Source organism: Pseudofrankia coriaricola (assembly GCF_001854805.1).
Classification (GTDB): domain Bacteria; phylum Actinomycetota; class Actinomycetes; order Frankiales; family Frankiaceae; genus Pseudofrankia.
Genome location: NZ_MBLO01000263.1, coordinates 83,320 through 98,334 on the forward strand (window position 1 = coordinate 83,320; position 15,015 = coordinate 98,334).

The window sequence follows — 15,015 nt, forward strand, 5'->3', positions numbered from 1 at the left end:
TCCCCGGCAGGGTTGTGGGACCGCCTGGAACCCACCGCGCGATGGGCGCGGCGCTCGGCCGAGAAACAGGCGACTAGTGGGTGGAGCTGGGGCGTTCCTCGACGGACCCGCCGGCGGTGTCCACCCCAGGCTCGAGCGATCTGTCGTGGATCATGGTGTTCGGCTGGGAACGCCCGAACGGCTGATGCCGCCCAGGCAGAAGTCCCAGAGGTAGTCGCCGAGGTCGTCCAGTGGCCGGGGCCCGCGGGCGAACGCGTAGTGGTGGAACACGGACATCGCGAACTGGGCGATCGTCTCCGCGTCCCGTCCGGAGTCGCTCGGTGGCAGCAGGCCCGCGTCCTGAGCCGCTCTCAGGTCTCGTTCGATCAGGTCGACGAAGGGCCGGTCGGCGGCTGCTATCTCGTCCGGGAATCGCTCGCGTAGCCGCCAGTGCTCGGAGGTCACGAACCGGGCCAGGGATGGATTGTCGGTCAGTGGGGCGACGACCGACAGGAGATGGTGTCGCAGCCGTGCCATCGGGTCGGGGAGCTCGCGCGCGGCCTGCTCGTATCCCTCGGTGGACTCAGCCACGATGTCCTCGATGGCGGCGAGGAGCAGCTGGTCCTTTCCGGCGAAGTGCCGGTAGAAGGTCTGCATGGACACGCCCGCCTCCTTCACGAGGTCCTGCGTCGTGAAGGAGGATCCCTTGACGGCGATCAGGCGGCGGGCGGCGTCGACAAGGTCGCGCGTCTGTTGGATGGTTCGCGAGCGAGCGCGAGACATCACCGGCGACCGCTCAGCGGCGCGTTCGGCCCTGCTCATGACAGGAACGTTACCTTTGCTCGGCAGGCGACAGCACCACGACGGGAATGGGCCGCTCCGTGCGCGCCTGGTAGGTGTCATAGTTCGGCCAGATCGCCGTCAGGATCTCCCATAGCCGCGGCTTGTCCGCGGTCGCGGCCGTAGCCGCGCGGACTTTCCGCCGCTCGGCGCGGACCTGGATCTCGACCTCGGGTCTGGCGACCAGGTTCCGGTACCACTCGGGATGCTCGGCAGATCCGCCCTTGGAGGCCACGACCAGGTGGTCGTCCCCGTCGCGGGCGAAGATGAGCGCCGTGGTCCGGGGCAGGCCGCTGTGCCGCCCGGTCGTGGTCAGGAGCAGGATCGGCACGCCGTTCCACTCGTAGCCGACCTCGCCGCCGGTCTCCTGGTAGCGCCGCACATGCTCGGGGCCCACGAGGGCGAGGTCGGGAGGCCGGTAGCCCGGTGAGTTCATGGAGATGCCCTTCTGGTGACCCGTGGCCGGCGTCAGCCGAACAGCACGGGGATCTCGGTCGCGCCGCGCTCGTACATCCCGATCAACGCCGGCGGCGGCGCGTCCGGGTCGAGCCGCAGGTTCGGCAGCCGGTCCAGCAACGCGCCGATGCCGACCGCCATCTCGGCGCGGGCGACGTGCATGCCCAGGCAGATGTGCGGGCCGCCGCCGAAGCCGAGCGAGCGCTTCAGCGGGCGGGTGATGTCGAACTCGTCCGGGCGCTCCCAGCGGGCCGGGTCCCGGTTCGCGGCACCGACACACAGGTGCAGCACCGACCCCTTGGGCAGGTGCACGCCGTGGAAGTCGACATCCCGGGTGACCCAGCGGGAGAACATCGGATCCGTGGGCGTCCAGCGCACCGATTCCTCGATGGCCGCGCGCAGCAGCGCACGGTCCTCGCGGACCGCGGCCAGCACGTCCGGCCGGGTCAGCAGGGCGGTCAGCGTGATGCCCATCTGCTTCCAGGTCGTGCCGGAGCCCGCGAGCAGCAGCAGGATGGCGAACGAGTAGATCTCGGCGTCGGAGAGCCGATGCCTGACTCCGTCCTCGTCGGTGATCTCCGCCTCGACGAGGACACTGATCAGATCGTCCTGGGGCTGTTCGCGGCGCGCGGCGACGATCGGGGCGATGATCTCGACGACCTTCGCCGGCTGATTGAGGACCTCCCGCAACGCCAGGGCCTGGTCGACCGGGACGCCGAAGCTGCTGGTGATCGTCAGTACCGGGATGGCGGCGCAGAAGTCGACGTTGAGCTCGGCGCGGCCCTCGTCGACGAAGCCGTCGATCAGGTCACGGACCGTCTCCTCGATCCATCTGCCGCCCCACCACTTGGCCTTCGCCGGCACGAACGACGGCTGGACGAGGGCGCGGTAGCGGCGGTGCCGGTTCCCGCCCATCGTCAGCATGCTGGACTCGAACCCGATGCCGTCGTCCGGGCCGGCCTCGCCCGTCGACGAGGAGAACAGCTCCTCGTTCCGGTAGACCTCGTCGCACGCCGCGAAGCTGAACGTGGAGAAGTGCGGGCGGTCCGGTTCCGGCAGGCCGTGGAAGAAGGCGTGCCCCTGGTAGCCGGTCAGCTCATGGACCGTGCCCTCGTGGACAACGGCCCGCTCCCGCAGCTCCCGCCAGACGGGATTGGGGTCGGCCGTGAAGTCGCCGCCGACATAGGTGTTGTAGCTGCTGCGCAGGTCGAACAGCCGGCGGACCCGGTCCCGGTCGAGAAGATGGGTGGTCGTCATCGGATCACCTGGCCACGTATCCGCCGTCGATGGGCAGCAGCACGCCGGTGATGTTGGCGGCGCGGTCCGAGGCCAGGAAGACGGCCGCCTCGGCGCAGTCCTCGACGGTGATCGGGCGGCCGAGCGGGTGCATGGCGCCGACCTGCTGGGCGGTCCGTTCCCGCGTCTCGGGACTGTCCGGCATGCCGCCGGCCGCCATGAACCTCGTCGCCGGCATGCCCGCCGGGCAGATGGCGTTGGCGCGGATGCCGAAGGGTGCTCCCTCGATCGCCACGGCGCGGGTCAGCTGGTGGACCGCGGCCTTGGTGGCGCCGTAGACGGAGCCGCCCCAGGAGACGAGCCCGGCGACCGAGCCGGTGTTGACGATCACGCCGCCGTCGCCCTGGTCGCGGAACCTCAGCACGGCCTGGCGCGATCCGAGGAACACCCCGCGCAGGTTGACCCCGACGAGGCGGTCGAAGTCGGCGACAGTGTGATCGGTGAGCCCGGAGCCGAACCGCGGCGTCGGGATTCCCGCGTTGTTGAACATGACGTCGAGCCGGCCGAACTGGTCCACGGCGGCCGCGACCATCGCGGCCACGTCACCTTCCGTGGCCACGTCGCAGGCGACCGCGACGGCGGTGCCGCCGGCCGCCTCGATCAGCCGGACGGTCTCCTTGGCGGAGCCGAGGTCGATGTCGGCGCACACGACGCGGGCGCCCTCCTCGGCGAACCTCAGGGCCGACGCACGACCGACGCCCGACCCGGCGCCGGTCACGACCGTGCTCTTGCCGTCGAGCAGGGTGGTGGTCACGCTTCCTCCTTCCGTGATGTGTGGTCGCCGGCGGCAGTCACCATGGCGATGGCGCCACCGGTCATTCAGATCCCCGCCAGCACGGGTGGGGTGGCGGGGGTGAACCGGTAGAGGCGTTCGGCGTTGCCGCGCAGCAGCTTGTACTGGGTTTCGGCCGGCAGGCGGCTGATGATGTTCTTCACGGTCTGGATGCAGTTGGGCCAGGTGGAGTCGGAGTGCGGGTAGTCGGTTTCGCACATGATGTTGTCCTCGCCGATCTCGGCGAGGCTGGCGATGCCGTGGTGGTCCTCGATGAAGCAACCGAAGATGTGGTCGCGGAAGGTGGCGCGGATGTCGAGGGTGTCGAGGTCGACGCCGGTCACGCCGTCGTGGTCCGCGAACTTCGTGCCTCGCTGGACCCAGTAGCGCTGCTTGTCGAGGACCTGCTCGGCGCGCTCCAGGTAGTACGGCATCCAGCCGATCTCGCCCTCGGACAGGGCGATCTTCAGCTTGGGGAAGCGCTGGAACATGCCGGAGAACAGCCAGGACAGCATGGTTCCGGAGGTCCGCATGGCGCCCCAGGTGAGGTTCGCCATGAACGGAGTGTTGGAGGCGATCTTCGGTACCTGGGACGACGAGCCGACGTGCATCGAGACCACCATCCGCAGGTCGTTGGCGGCGGCCATGACCGGGTCCCAGTAGCCGGACGGATCGTGGATCGTCGGCAGGCCCAGCGGCTCCGGGTTCTCCGAGAACGCGAACGTGGTCGCGCCCTTCGCCGCGCAGCGCTCCATCTCCTTGACGGCCAGGGCGGGGTCCCACAACGGGATCAGGACGAGCGGGATGTAGCGGCCAGGCGCCGCGCCGCACCATTCCTCGAGCATCCAGTCGTTGTAGGCACGCAGGCAGACCAGCCCGAAGTCCCGGTCGGATGCCTCGTAGAACATCTGCCCGCAGAACCGAGGGAGCGTCGGGAAGCACAGCGACGCGAGGACCCCGGCCTGGTCCATGTCCTTGAGGCGCTCGGCGGCGTCGTAGCAGCCCGGGCGCATCTCGCTGTAGGACAGCGGCTCTGGGGAGAACTCCTCCTTCGACTTGCCCGCCACCGCGGACAGGCCCGAGGAGGGGAACCGCTTGCCGTCATAGACCCACACGTCCATGCCGTCGTCGTCGAACTCCATGTGGGGAGCGCGGTCGCGGTCCTTGGCGGCGACCCGGTCGACCCACAGGTGCGGCGGTTCCAGCACGTGGTCGTCGACCGAGATCAGCCAGTCGAGGTTCAGGTCCGAGGTCATTTCTTCTCCTTTGGGTCGGTGGGTCCCCGGGAGCGCCCTAGTGCAGTTCGCCGATGGCGATGTGCTTGACCTCCTGGAAGGCCCGGATGCCGTCGGGCCCGCGCTCGCGGCCGAGGCCGCTCTGCTTGTAGCCGCCGCTCGGCGCGTAGGCGCTGAAGAGGCTCGCGTTGACGTTGACCGCTCCGGTGCGCAGCCGGCGGGCCACCGCCGTCGCCGCCGCCAGGTCCCTGCCGTAGACCTGGCCGGACAGGCCGTAGGGACTGTCGTTGGCGATGCGCACCGCGTCGTCGAGGTCGCGGTAGCCGAGCACGCTCACCACCGGGCCGAAGATCTCCTCCCGCGCCGCGGGGTTGGCGTTGTCGGGCAGGTCGAGGACCGTCGGCTCGACGTAGTAACCACGGTCGAGCCCGGCCGGCCGGCCGCCGCCGAGGGCGATCTTGCCGCCGTGCCGCTCGGCCGCCGCGACGATGGTGGCGCAGCGGGCGCGGGCGGCGTCGTTGATGAGGGGGCCCATCGTGGCCGCCGGGTCGGTCGGCGGGCCGACGACCAGGGCGGCGTACGTCTGGGAGACGGTGTCGACCACCTCGTCCTTGCGGTCCGCGGGGACGAGGATGCGGGTGGCGGCGACGCACGCCTGGCCCGCGGTCATCGCCACGACCGCCGTGGCGCCGGCGGCGACGCGGTCCACCGCGTCCGGCAGGTAGATCTGCGCCGACTTGCCGCCGAGCTCGAGCGCGACCCGCTTCACGGTCGGGGCGGCCTGGGCGAGGATGCGGCGGCCGACCGCGGTCGAGCCGGTGAACGACACCATGTCGACCGCGGGATGGGTGGTGAGCACTTCGGCGCCGGCGGAGCCGTCCTCGACGACGACGCTGAGCACACCGGCCGGCAGGCCCACGGCGTCCGCGGCGGTGCCGAAGACCAGCGACGAGAGCGGCGTGAGCGGGCTCGGCCGCAGCACGACCGAGTTCCCGGCCATCAGCGCCGGGAACAGCTTCTGGAACGCCATGATGATCGCGCCGTTGTAGGGCGTGATCGCCGACACGACACCGATCGGCTCGTGGCGGCGCACGCTCGCCGTGAGCCTGGCGCGTACCAGCTCGTCGAGTGGGACCGGGCTGGCCTGCTCGTGCGCCATCGACAGGTACAGGTCGATGGTGGCGCGGGCGAGCGCGATCCCGGCCTGGTACTGCGCGTGCTCGGCGAAGGCGGTCGGCTGGCCCGCCTCGGCGATCATGGTGGCTACCAGTGGCGCGTGCCAGGTCTCGATCTGGTCGAGGAAGGCGCGCAGGACCGCGGCGCGCTCGGTGACCGGCGCGTCGGCCCAGACTCCCCGGTCGAAACTGTCTCGCGCCGCGAGGACCGCCCGCTCGACGTCGGCGGGCGACGCCGCCACGACGCTCGCCACGGTCGACTCGTCGGCCGGGTTCTCGATGTCGAACGTCGCGTCGCCGTCGGCCCAGCTGCCGGCGATGTACGAGCGGCGTTCGGCGAGGATCTTTGTCACGAGGCCCGCTCCTTCCTGTGTCAGGGGTGCGCCGACGCTGGTCGGCGCCACGCGAGTCGGGCCGGCTCGACCCGTTCGCGGGCGTGGACGCGGCCGCGAAACGCGCGGGTTGTTGAAGGTGACGGTTCTCAGGTCGGTTCGGCGGTGTAGACGACCGCGCCGCCGAAGTGGGGTGAGGACTGGCAGGCGACGCCGACCGTCGCGCGCGCACGCTGGCGCGGTCCGGCCCGGCCGGACAGCTGCAGGTAGCACTCGAGCATCTGGGGAACGCCGTGCATGCGACCGTTGCCGAGGGCGCCGCCGCCGGAGAGCACCGGCAGGCCGCCCGGCAGGTCGCTGTCGATCCGGCCGTCTTGGACGAAGCGGTGCGCCTCGCCGATGGGGCACAGCCCCAGCGCCTCGAGCCAGAAGTAGACGAACGGCGAGAAGCCGTCGTAGAGCTGCGGCAGGTCCACCTCGCCCGGTCGGACCCCGGCCGCCTCCCACAGCCGGCCGACCAGCCCCGTGCCGGCCGCCATGATGTCGTCGAGCGGCCAGTGCAGCGGCAACCTGTGGCGGGGCGGGGCGGCGGAGGCGCACCCGGCGATGTGAACCGGCCGGTGTGGCAGGTCCCGGGCCCGTTCGGCGGACGTCAGGACGAACGCCGCAACCCCGTCGACCGGGAGGTCGCAGTCGTACCTGCAGACCGGATCGCTGATCATCGGAGCGGACAGGTAGTCGTCTGGGCTGAGCGGTTTCCCGTACCAGTAGGACCACGGGATCCGCGCGCCGTTCTTGCGCGCCTCGGCCACCACCGTCGCCATCGCTTCCCGGCGGGCGCCATGGCGCTGGAGGTACTCGTTGTACGGGAGCGCGATCATCGGCAACGGCCCGAAGTACCCCTGCGGCGCGGTCCACTGCTGGGCGCCCCCGGCGGTCCGCATCGGGTTGCCGTGATAGCGGCCCGGCGGGTTGTGCAGGGCCCGGTGAAGCAGCACGTGGTCGGCGGCGCCGCTGACGATGGCGCCGACGGCGAGCGCCACGGCTCCGGGCAGCTGCCCGATGCCCTGGAACCCAGCCGCGTACCTGGCCGCGGCGCCGAGGTGGTCGGCTAGCCACTGTGCCGTGACCGTGCTGACCCCGTCCTCGACGGTGTGCGCCCCGGCTGTCGGGAACAGCGGGGCGGTGACGAACCCGTCGATGTCGCTGGGCTTCAGTCCCGCGTCCTCGATGGCCGCCCGTGCGGTGTCGACGGCGACGGCGCCCAGCGCCCGCGGCGCGTGCCGCCACACCTGGCTGTGCCCGTGGCCGACGATCGCGACCCGGCCGCGCGCGCCGGACCCGGGGCTCATGGTGTCCCCGCGAGCCGGAAGGCCGGGACGGCCACGCCGGGCGCAACGTCCTCGAACGCCACCGCGACCGGGGCACCGAGCCGCGGCCCGGCGGCGGCCCCGTCGAGGAGACGGCCGATCATGCGCAGTTCGGGCTGCTCGACGAGCTCGACGTCGACGAGATAGAACGGCACGTCGGCGGCGAACCCCGCCAGGTTCGACTGCCGGACGACCGTCCAGGAGCGGACCACCCCCCGCCCGCTGACCTCCTCGAAGGCGAAACCGGGGTCGGAGCTTCCGCAGGCCGGGCAGACCTGGTCGGGCGGGACCGCGAAGGCGCGACAGCGCGCGCACCGGGCTGTGGTCAGAACATGTCTGGCCGCGGCGTCCCAGTAGGCGGCCGACACCGCGTCCGGGACCGGAAGCGGCCGGCCCTCCACCGGCGGGACCGCCCCGGACGCAGCCGGACGCGGTTCGGCGGCGTGCCGTTCGGCCGGCTTCGGTTCGGCCGGGCGAGGTCGCGGCGCCGTCACGGGATCGCTCCGGCGTCCTTGAGCTCGGTGATCTGCTCCCAGGTGTAGCCGAGGTCGAGCAGGATCGCCTCGGTGTGTTCGCCGTGCTCCGGGGCGCGCCGCAGCGCGGGGGGCCGGCCGTCGAGCTGCACCGGCACGTTCGGCAGCCGGTAGGCAGGACCGCCGTCCGGGTCCACCTCACCCAGGTAGTCGTTGGCGAGCACCTGCGGGTCGGCGAGCAGCTCCTCGACGGCCTGCACGGGAGCCCACGGCGCGTCGATCCGGCCGAGAAGGTCCTGCCACTCGACGAAGGACCGCTTCGCGAACTCGGCCTCCAGCTCGTCGACGCAGGCGTCCCGGTTCTCGGCCCGGGCGCGCAGGTCCGCGAAGCGCGGGTCGGTGGCCAGGTCCTCGCGGCCGACCAAGCGGCAGAAGCCGTCCCAGTAGCGGTCGGCCTCCAGGAAGACGAGCTGGATGTGCCGCCCGTCGCTCGTCCGGTACGCCCCGACCAGGGGGTTGACGTACCCCCCGCTCCCGGTCGCGGCGCGCGGTCGTCCGCCGGTCAGAGCCGCGAGCACGTCGGAGGACAGCGTCCACATCGCGGTGGCCAGCAGCGAGACGTCCACCACGCCGCCCTCACCGGTCCGCTCACGGCGCAGCAGCGCCGTGGCGATGCCGAAGGCCAGCGCCATCGCGCCGTTGCGGTCGCCCATCGCGCCGCGCTGACCGATCGGCGCATCCCGGTCCGGCGGCGTTAGCACGTGCGCCATCCCGCCCTGCGCCCAGAAGGCGGACGAGTCGTACCCGGGCCGGTCAGCGCCCGGGCCGCGCACGCCGAAGCCATGGCCCCGGGCGTAGACCAGCCGGGGGAAGCGCCCGGTCAGGTCGTCGGCACCGAGGCCGAGACGGTCCAGGGCGCCGGGCCGGAAGTTGGTCAGGAAGACGTCGGCCGTCGCCAGCAGCCGGTCGAGCGCGGCGCGGCCGGCGTCGGTGCGCAGGTCCAGCGCGACCGAACGCTTGCCGCGGTTCGCCAGCGCGACCGAGAGGTTCACCCCGCCGCTGTCGGTGCCGATGCCCTGGGTGGCGAGCGCGCGGTACGGGTCACCTTCGGGCCGCTCGACCCGGATCACGTCGGCCCCCCAGTCCGCCAGCAACGCGCCGGCGACGGGTACGAACACCCACTGGGCGAGCTCGACGACGCGTAAGCCGTCGAAGGCACCCTTCCCCACGAGCCACCTCCTCTTCTTGATCGAGACGAGCACGCCCGGCTCGTTGGGCTGGGGCCGGCTGGCCATGCCGGTCAGATGGGGGCGCCGCCCAGCGACCGCCCGACTGCCGGTGACCGCCGACTGTAGGTCGCCCAGTTCGGTTTGGGAAGTCCTCGTATCGCGTTATGCGGAACGTTGACTTCTCTCGAGGGTGTTGCGATCCTCCTCACAGCCACCAGCCAGCCAACGCCCCAGGTCCCGGCGCCGCGAGCCACGGCGACGGCGACCGTCGTGGCCGACCACGGCTTCCGATCACTGCTGCCTCTCCGGTCTCGACGTCCGGGACGAACTAGCGAAACGAGGTACTCGCCCATGCGGCACAACGGCCCACACCAAGGCGCACCACGGCGCAGACAGGTGGCAACGCGCACGACCGCGGTCCGCTTAACCGCTCTGGCTGGCGGGCTGGCGGCGAGCCTGCTGCTCGTCTCGGCCTGCGGCGGCGGTTCCGACGCGCCCGGCGACGGGGGGACGAACGCCAGCGCCACACCCGCGACCAACGCGCTGGGACCCGTGGCGAAGGCGACCGGCGCTTCGGTGAAGATCGGCCTCATCTCCGACGGGAAGTCGGCCATCGCCGACCAGTCCGTCGAGATCCAGGTGGCCAAGGCCACCGCGAGCTACCTCAACGAGCACCGCTCCGGCATCGGCGGCCGGCCGATCGAGATGGTGACCTGCGAATCGCAGGCCGACCCGTCGAAGACCGCCGACTGCGCCAACCAGATGATCGAGCAGAACGCCGTCGCCGTGGTCGTCGGCGGCGTCGCCGCGCAGGAGGCCGCCTGGACGCCGCTGCACGACGCGGGCGTGCCCGTGGTGCTCTACCTGGCCAGCGCTCCCGCCATAGTCCAGGACACCAAGAGCACCTTCACGCTCTCCGACCCGACCTTCGAGGACATCGGGCTCCCGATCACCATCGCGAAGAAGGCGGGCGTCAAGAAGGTCACCGCGGTGGTGATCGACGTGCCGGCCGCCAAGGGTGTGCTGGCATCCGCCGCCCCGGCCTTCGACCAGGCGGGCCTCGACTTCGAGATGGTCGCCATCGCCCCGGGAACCGCCGACATGACGCCGCAGATGCAGAAGATCGCGGCCGACGGCGGCGCGGTGTTCATCCTGGGTAACGACTCGTTCTGCATCAGCGCCCTCAAGGGCCTGCAGGCCGTCGGGTTCACCGGTCCCATCTCGGCCATCGCGCAGTGCATCACCGACGCGACCCGCACCGCCATTCCCGGCGGCCAGCTCAAGGGCATCAGCCTCGCCGCGGCGGCGCCGCTCGGCACGGACAACCCGTCGACCCAGCTCTTCAACGCTGTCGCCACGACCTACGGCCAGGGCATCGACACGAGCAAGATCGCCGGGATCAACACCTTCATGGCGGTCGCCGGTCTGCAGACGGCTGTGGCGGATCTCAAGGGTGACATCACGCCGCAGACGGTCGCCGCAACGATCAGGACGATGCCCCAGAAGGAACTGCCCGGCTCCGGCGGACGGCGGTTCCAGTGCGGCGGCAAGGCGGTTCCGGCCCTCCCGGCCGCGTGTGTCCGCGGCGGGCTGATCACCACGCTCGACGACAAGGGACGGCCGACGACATACGAGGTCGCCGGAGTCTAGGCCAGGGACGGCCAGGCCCGGCCACCGGTCCGCGCTCGGCGGACCGGTGGCCTCCGGTCGTGTCCGCGGCGGCGCGCTCCGGGCTCTCGGGGCGCGCCGCCGCGTCATCGTGAAGCCGAGAGCTATCGCGGAGCTGACCGCGCATCCCGAACAGCCCAAGGGAGCCTGCTTCTGGATCTGTCGGCAGTCACCATTCCCGTCCGAATTCCCGTCCGAATTCCCGTCCGACCGTGCCTGACCTAGGAGGACGCATCGTGCCCGAGTCCACCGACCGTAGGGTCGCGTTACCCGAGAACCTCGCCGACGTGCTGTCGCCTCGCTGGCTGAGCGAGGCACTGGGAACCCGTTTCCCCGGGATCGAGGTCACCGCGGTCACACCGGGCCCGGTGGTCAGCCGTGTCTCGACCAACGCCCGGTTCCACATCGAGTGCGCCGGAGGGGTTCCGTCCGGGCTGTCTCCGCATCTGTGCGCCAAGGGCTATTTCGGCGAGGTCAACCGGCCCGCCAGCGCCGCGGGTATACCCGAGACCAGCTTCTACCGGGACCTGGCCGGCCGTGCCGGCGTCCGCACCCTGCGTAGCGTCTTCGCGGACGTCGACGCTCAGACAGGCAGGAACATCCTCATCACCGAGGACGTGGTCACCGACGGCGCGATCTTCCTCGACGGGCTGAGCCAGTTCACCCCGGACCAGGCAGCCGCGAGCCTGGAGCAGCTGGCCACCCTGCATGCCAGCACCTGGGCGGATCCGGCCCTCGCCGATGTCGGCTGGCTGCGCAACCGCATGGAGTTGTACCTGCGGCTACGCGGCCTTACCGAGATCGCCGCGAACTTCGCCTGCTGGATCGGAGCCGGCGTCCCCGACGAGGCCCGCGACGCCGAGCGCCTCGTGTCGTGCTACCGAACCCTGGCGGACGAGGTCACCGGCGCCTCGCCCTGGACCGTGATCCACGGCGACCCGCACATCGGGAACCTCTACCTCGACGGCCGTGGGCGGCCCGCGTTCATGGACTGGCAGCTGGTGCAGCGCGGGCCCTGGTACCTCGACGTCGGCTATCACATTGCTTCCGTGCTGAGCGTCGCGGACCGCAGAAGCCACGAACGCGACCTTCTCGCGCACTACCTCGACCGCCTGCGGGCGGCCGGGATTGAGGCGCCCGCCTGGGACGAGGCGTGGAACCTCCTTGGCCGCGGCGTCCTGCACGGCTTCTACCTCTGGGGCGTCACGGTCAAGGTCGACCCGCCCATCACCGCCTCGCTCCTGGAACGGCTCGGAACGGCCGCCGCGGACCACGACGTCTTCGCCGCGGTCGCCGGGTAGGGCGACGTCGCGCGCAGGTAGATGTCGGGCGGGCAGCGCAGGTAGTAGGTGGCGGCGCGGCCCAGGCGGGTGGTCGCCGAGTCGGTGCACTGATCGCGGCTGCCCGCCGTCGGTCCAGGTACCGCGTCTGCGGTAGGCGGAAGTGTCCACATACGGATGACGACGGGAGGGGCCATCCCAGGGAGCGTGGTAGGTACCCAAGCTCATTCTGGAGGCACCTTCCGTGGCTACCGTCCCGCGTCCAGTCGGCCATCCGCCGCCGCCCGTCCGATCGCCGCGGTCCCGCGAGGCGGGCGATCACGAGGCGTGGCGGCAGCAAGATCCGAACTGGGTGGAGACGCCGGGGACAGGCCCATCGCCGCTGAACGTGGAGGAACCGGCTGGCGCGCAGGCAGCCGCCGTCGAGCCCGGCCGCCGCCGCAGGTGGCGCCGGATACTGGCGGCCTCGCTCGTCCTTCTGGTCATCGTGCTCGGGGCGATGGACCGGCTGGCGGCTCACCTCGCGGCGTCCCAGATGGTCAGCCAGATTCAGAAGAGCCAGCAGCTGCCGAACAAGCCGGCGGCCTCGGTCGGTGGATACCCGTTCCTGACCCAGGTGGTCATGGGCGACTACAAGGACATCGGCCTTCGCATTCGCCGGGTCGCCGTGTCCGACGTGTGCGTCGACGACATCAATGTGCATGTCAAAGGGGTGCACCTCCCGCTGAGCAAGCTGATCGGCAATGACGTGAAAACGCTGCCGGTCGATCAGGTGGTCGGTTCGGTGCGGCTCACCTACGCGGATCTCAACGCCTACCTCGCCAACCAGCCCGGAGACGTCCGGCTGAACGCGGCCAGCGACGGGATGCGGATCTCGGCACCGGTGGACGTGCCGCTCGTCGGGCAGGTCAAGGTGTTCGGCGACGTGCGGGCCACCGTCGAGAACAACCAGCTCACCCTCGCGCCCACCGCGCTCGGCGTCGACGGACTGGGTGCCGTGCGAATCCCCACGAGCACCGTGCGGGCCCTCACCGTGGCCATACCGCTTTCCAGCCTGCCGTTGGACCTGGAAGTGACGTCGGCCGCGGTGACGCCGTCCGGCATCGAGGTCACCGCGGAGGCCGACGACCTCAGCCTGGACACGACGCAGACCCCGACGACCCGGCTCCGGGGCTGTTGAGCGCCGGCCACGCGGCGGCGCGGTCGGGTGAGCCGCGACCGCCAGGCTGAGACCGGCGAGCCGACGGACCACCGAGCCGACAGGCCAGCGAGCAGATATCCACCTGGAGGTGAGCCACAAGATGACCATGGAAAACCGCGCGGCCAGGGGCGGGCAGGCGTGGACGGCCCGGTGACCCAGCGGACGCTGGTAACGAGCCGCTCCGGCGCCACGACGGTTCCGGGCGAGGCACTCTCGCCGTACGACCCGGACGCGGTCGGCCCTTATACGCTCGTCAGCAGGCTGGGCGAGGGAGGAATGGGCACCGTCTACCTCGGCCGGGACCCCGGTGGCCGCGCCGTCGCGGTCAAGGTGATCCGGCCGGACCTGGCCAGTGACCAGGAGTTCCGCCGCCGTTTCCGGCGGGAGATCGAGGCAGCGCGCCGGGTCGCGCCGTTCTGCACCGCAGAGGTTCTCGATGCCGACCCCGACGCGTTCGCGCCGTATCTGGTGACCGAGTTCATCGGCGGCCTCCGCCTCGACCAGGCGGTCGCCATCGGCCCGCTCAGCCCCTCCACGCTCACCGGGCTGGCGGTCGGCGTGGCGACGGCGCTGACCGCGATCCACCATGCCGGCCTGGTGCATCGGGACCTCAAGCCCAGCAATGTGATCCTTTCGCTGTCCGGACCGAGGGTGATCGACTTCGGCATTGCCCAGACGCTGGACGGCGGCCTGGCAAAGCCCACCGACTGGGGGTTCGGCTCGGCGGGCTGGATGGCACCCGAGCAGGTCAACGGCCAGCCGATCGGACCGGCGGCCGACGTGTTCACCTGGGGCATGCTCATCGCCTGCGCGGCCACCGGCCGGCACCCGTTCGGCGGTGAGACCGACCTCGAGGTGGCCCGGCGTATCACCAGCGCCGAGCCCGATCTGGCCGGTCTTCCCGAGCAGCTGGATGATCTTGTCTGGAACGCTCTCGCGAAGGACCCGTCGTCCCGGCCCACTGCCCGGGATCTGCTCCTGTGCCTGGTCCAGCGTCGCCCGGACGACCAGTCCACCGACCCGGCGATCCGGCTGCTGGGCCTCACCGGCACCCCACCACGGCTTCCACGGACACAGACGCGGCTACCGCGGACCCGGACGTGGCTGCCGCGGCGGCCACCGGCGCGCAGATCCGTCCTGCTCGTCGGCGGGGTGCTGCTGCTGGCCCTCGCGACGATGTTGACGGTGGCGGTGCGACACCGCGGCCAGTCCTCGGCTCTGTCCGCCGCCGCGGCGCCCGCCGCCGCCCCGGTCTCCTCGGCGCAGCCGACCCCCTCGCCGAGTCCGGACAGCTTCCGCGACGGTGGGCTGCAGTTCACCGTCGAGGGCGTCGAATGCGGCGTCGAACAGCTCGGCCCCGATTTTCTGGCACGCCGCGCGAACGGCCAGTTCTGCCTGGTGACGATGACGATCCGCAATGTCGGCGAATCGTCGCGCCAGCTGCAGAACGCCAACCAGTACGCATACGACTCCACCGGTGGCCGCCACTCAGCCGATTACCTGTCTCGTTTCTATCTGCTCGGCGAGACGGTATGGCAGTCGGCCGGCCCTGGCGCGTCGATACACGGCAGGCTGGTCTTCGACATCCCCAGGGGAGCAAGACTGAACCGGCTGCAACTGCACGGCAGTTCGACCGGCACCGGCGTGTCGATACCAATCTGAACAGCTTTCCAGCCCGACGACTCCCGTACGCCCGCTGAGGCAGGACC

Annotated in this window: 12 protein-coding genes and 1 pseudogene; 4 read left to right on the forward strand and 9 right to left on the reverse strand. The window is 71.2% G+C overall.

Annotated elements, in window-relative coordinates; genetic code table 11:
• Positions 1-150 precede the first annotated feature (150 nt).
• From BCD48_RS40475 to BCD48_RS40515, 9 genes and pseudogenes are all read right to left on the reverse strand, one after another.
• Entirely contained in the window at positions 151-801 is a 651-nt protein-coding gene (locus BCD48_RS40475) for a TetR/AcrR family transcriptional regulator (RefSeq protein ID WP_071053693.1), read from the reverse strand.
• A 10-nt stretch (positions 802-811) separates the two neighbouring features.
• Complete coding sequence (locus BCD48_RS40480) at positions 812-1,255, reverse strand: nitroreductase family deazaflavin-dependent oxidoreductase (protein WP_071053694.1); 444 nt, start codon at positions 1,253-1,255, stop codon at positions 812-814.
• 32 nt (positions 1,256-1,287) lie between these two features.
• Positions 1,288-2,532: a cytochrome P450 gene (locus BCD48_RS40485; protein ID WP_071053695.1), complete on the reverse strand. Its 1,245-nt coding sequence runs from the start codon at positions 2,530-2,532 to the stop codon at positions 1,288-1,290.
• Positions 2,533-2,536: 4 nt separating this feature from the next.
• On the reverse strand, positions 2,537-3,325 hold the full coding sequence (locus BCD48_RS40490; RefSeq protein ID WP_071053696.1) for an SDR family NAD(P)-dependent oxidoreductase: 789 nt from the start codon (positions 3,323-3,325) through the stop codon (positions 2,537-2,539).
• A 65-nt stretch (positions 3,326-3,390) separates the two neighbouring features.
• Entirely contained in the window at positions 3,391-4,599 is a 1,209-nt protein-coding gene (locus BCD48_RS40495) for an amidohydrolase family protein (protein WP_071053697.1), read from the reverse strand.
• A 37-nt stretch (positions 4,600-4,636) separates the two neighbouring features.
• The gene (locus tag BCD48_RS40500; RefSeq protein WP_071053698.1) at positions 4,637-6,106 is read right to left on the reverse strand and encodes an aldehyde dehydrogenase family protein; all 1,470 of its coding nucleotides are present in this window, start codon (positions 6,104-6,106) and stop codon (positions 4,637-4,639) included.
• Between the two features lie 128 nt (positions 6,107-6,234).
• Positions 6,235-7,437, reverse strand: a complete 1,203-nt coding sequence (locus BCD48_RS40505) for a thiolase family protein (protein WP_071053699.1) — start codon at positions 7,435-7,437, stop codon at positions 6,235-6,237.
• 8 nt (positions 7,438-7,445) lie between these two features.
• Positions 7,446-7,856: pseudogene (locus BCD48_RS40510) on the reverse strand (Zn-ribbon domain-containing OB-fold protein); the annotation flags it as partial.
• Positions 7,857-7,945: 89 nt separating this feature from the next.
• A complete protein-coding gene (locus BCD48_RS40515) occupies positions 7,946-9,157 on the reverse strand; it encodes a CaiB/BaiF CoA transferase family protein (protein ID WP_071053723.1) in 1,212 nt (403 codons plus the stop codon).
• Positions 9,158-9,508: 351 nt separating this feature from the next.
• Here BCD48_RS40515 and BCD48_RS40520 point away from each other — a divergent pair, with 351 nt between their 5' ends.
• The 4 genes from BCD48_RS40520 (at position 9,509) to BCD48_RS40535 (ending at position 14,968) form a co-directional block, all read left to right on the forward strand.
• Positions 9,509-10,807: an ABC transporter substrate-binding protein gene (locus BCD48_RS40520; protein ID WP_071053700.1), complete on the forward strand. Its 1,299-nt coding sequence runs from the start codon at positions 9,509-9,511 to the stop codon at positions 10,805-10,807.
• A 254-nt stretch (positions 10,808-11,061) separates the two neighbouring features.
• Positions 11,062-12,126, forward strand: a complete 1,065-nt coding sequence (locus tag BCD48_RS40525; protein ID WP_241842366.1) for a phosphotransferase family protein — start codon at positions 11,062-11,064, stop codon at positions 12,124-12,126.
• Positions 12,127-12,457: 331 nt separating this feature from the next.
• The gene (locus tag BCD48_RS40530; RefSeq protein ID WP_241842367.1) at positions 12,458-13,285 is read left to right on the forward strand and encodes an LmeA family phospholipid-binding protein; all 828 of its coding nucleotides are present in this window, start codon (positions 12,458-12,460) and stop codon (positions 13,283-13,285) included.
• A gap of 171 nt (positions 13,286-13,456) precedes the next feature.
• Complete coding sequence (locus BCD48_RS40535; protein WP_198543592.1) at positions 13,457-14,968, forward strand: protein kinase domain-containing protein; 1,512 nt, start codon at positions 13,457-13,459, stop codon at positions 14,966-14,968.
• Positions 14,969-15,015: the final 47 nt, after the last annotated feature.

Excerpts from the sequence above, each read along its gene's own strand:
- BCD48_RS40475 (WP_071053693.1), bottom strand. The coding sequence starts at position 801 with ATGAGCAGGGCCGAACGCGCCGCTGAGCGGTCGCCGGTGATGTCTCGC.
- BCD48_RS40480 (WP_071053694.1), bottom strand. The coding sequence starts at position 1,255 with ATGAACTCACCGGGCTACCGGCCTCCCGACCTCGCCCTCGTGGGCCCC.
- BCD48_RS40485 (WP_071053695.1), bottom strand. The coding sequence starts at position 2,532 with ATGACGACCACCCATCTTCTCGACCGGGACCGGGTCCGCCGGCTGTTC.
- BCD48_RS40495 (WP_071053697.1), bottom strand. The coding sequence starts at position 4,599 with ATGACCTCGGACCTGAACCTCGACTGGCTGATCTCGGTCGACGACCAC.
- BCD48_RS40505 (WP_071053699.1), bottom strand. The coding sequence starts at position 7,437 with ATGAGCCCCGGGTCCGGCGCGCGCGGCCGGGTCGCGATCGTCGGCCAC.
- BCD48_RS40520 (WP_071053700.1), top strand. The coding sequence starts at position 9,509 with ATGCGGCACAACGGCCCACACCAAGGCGCACCACGGCGCAGACAGGTG.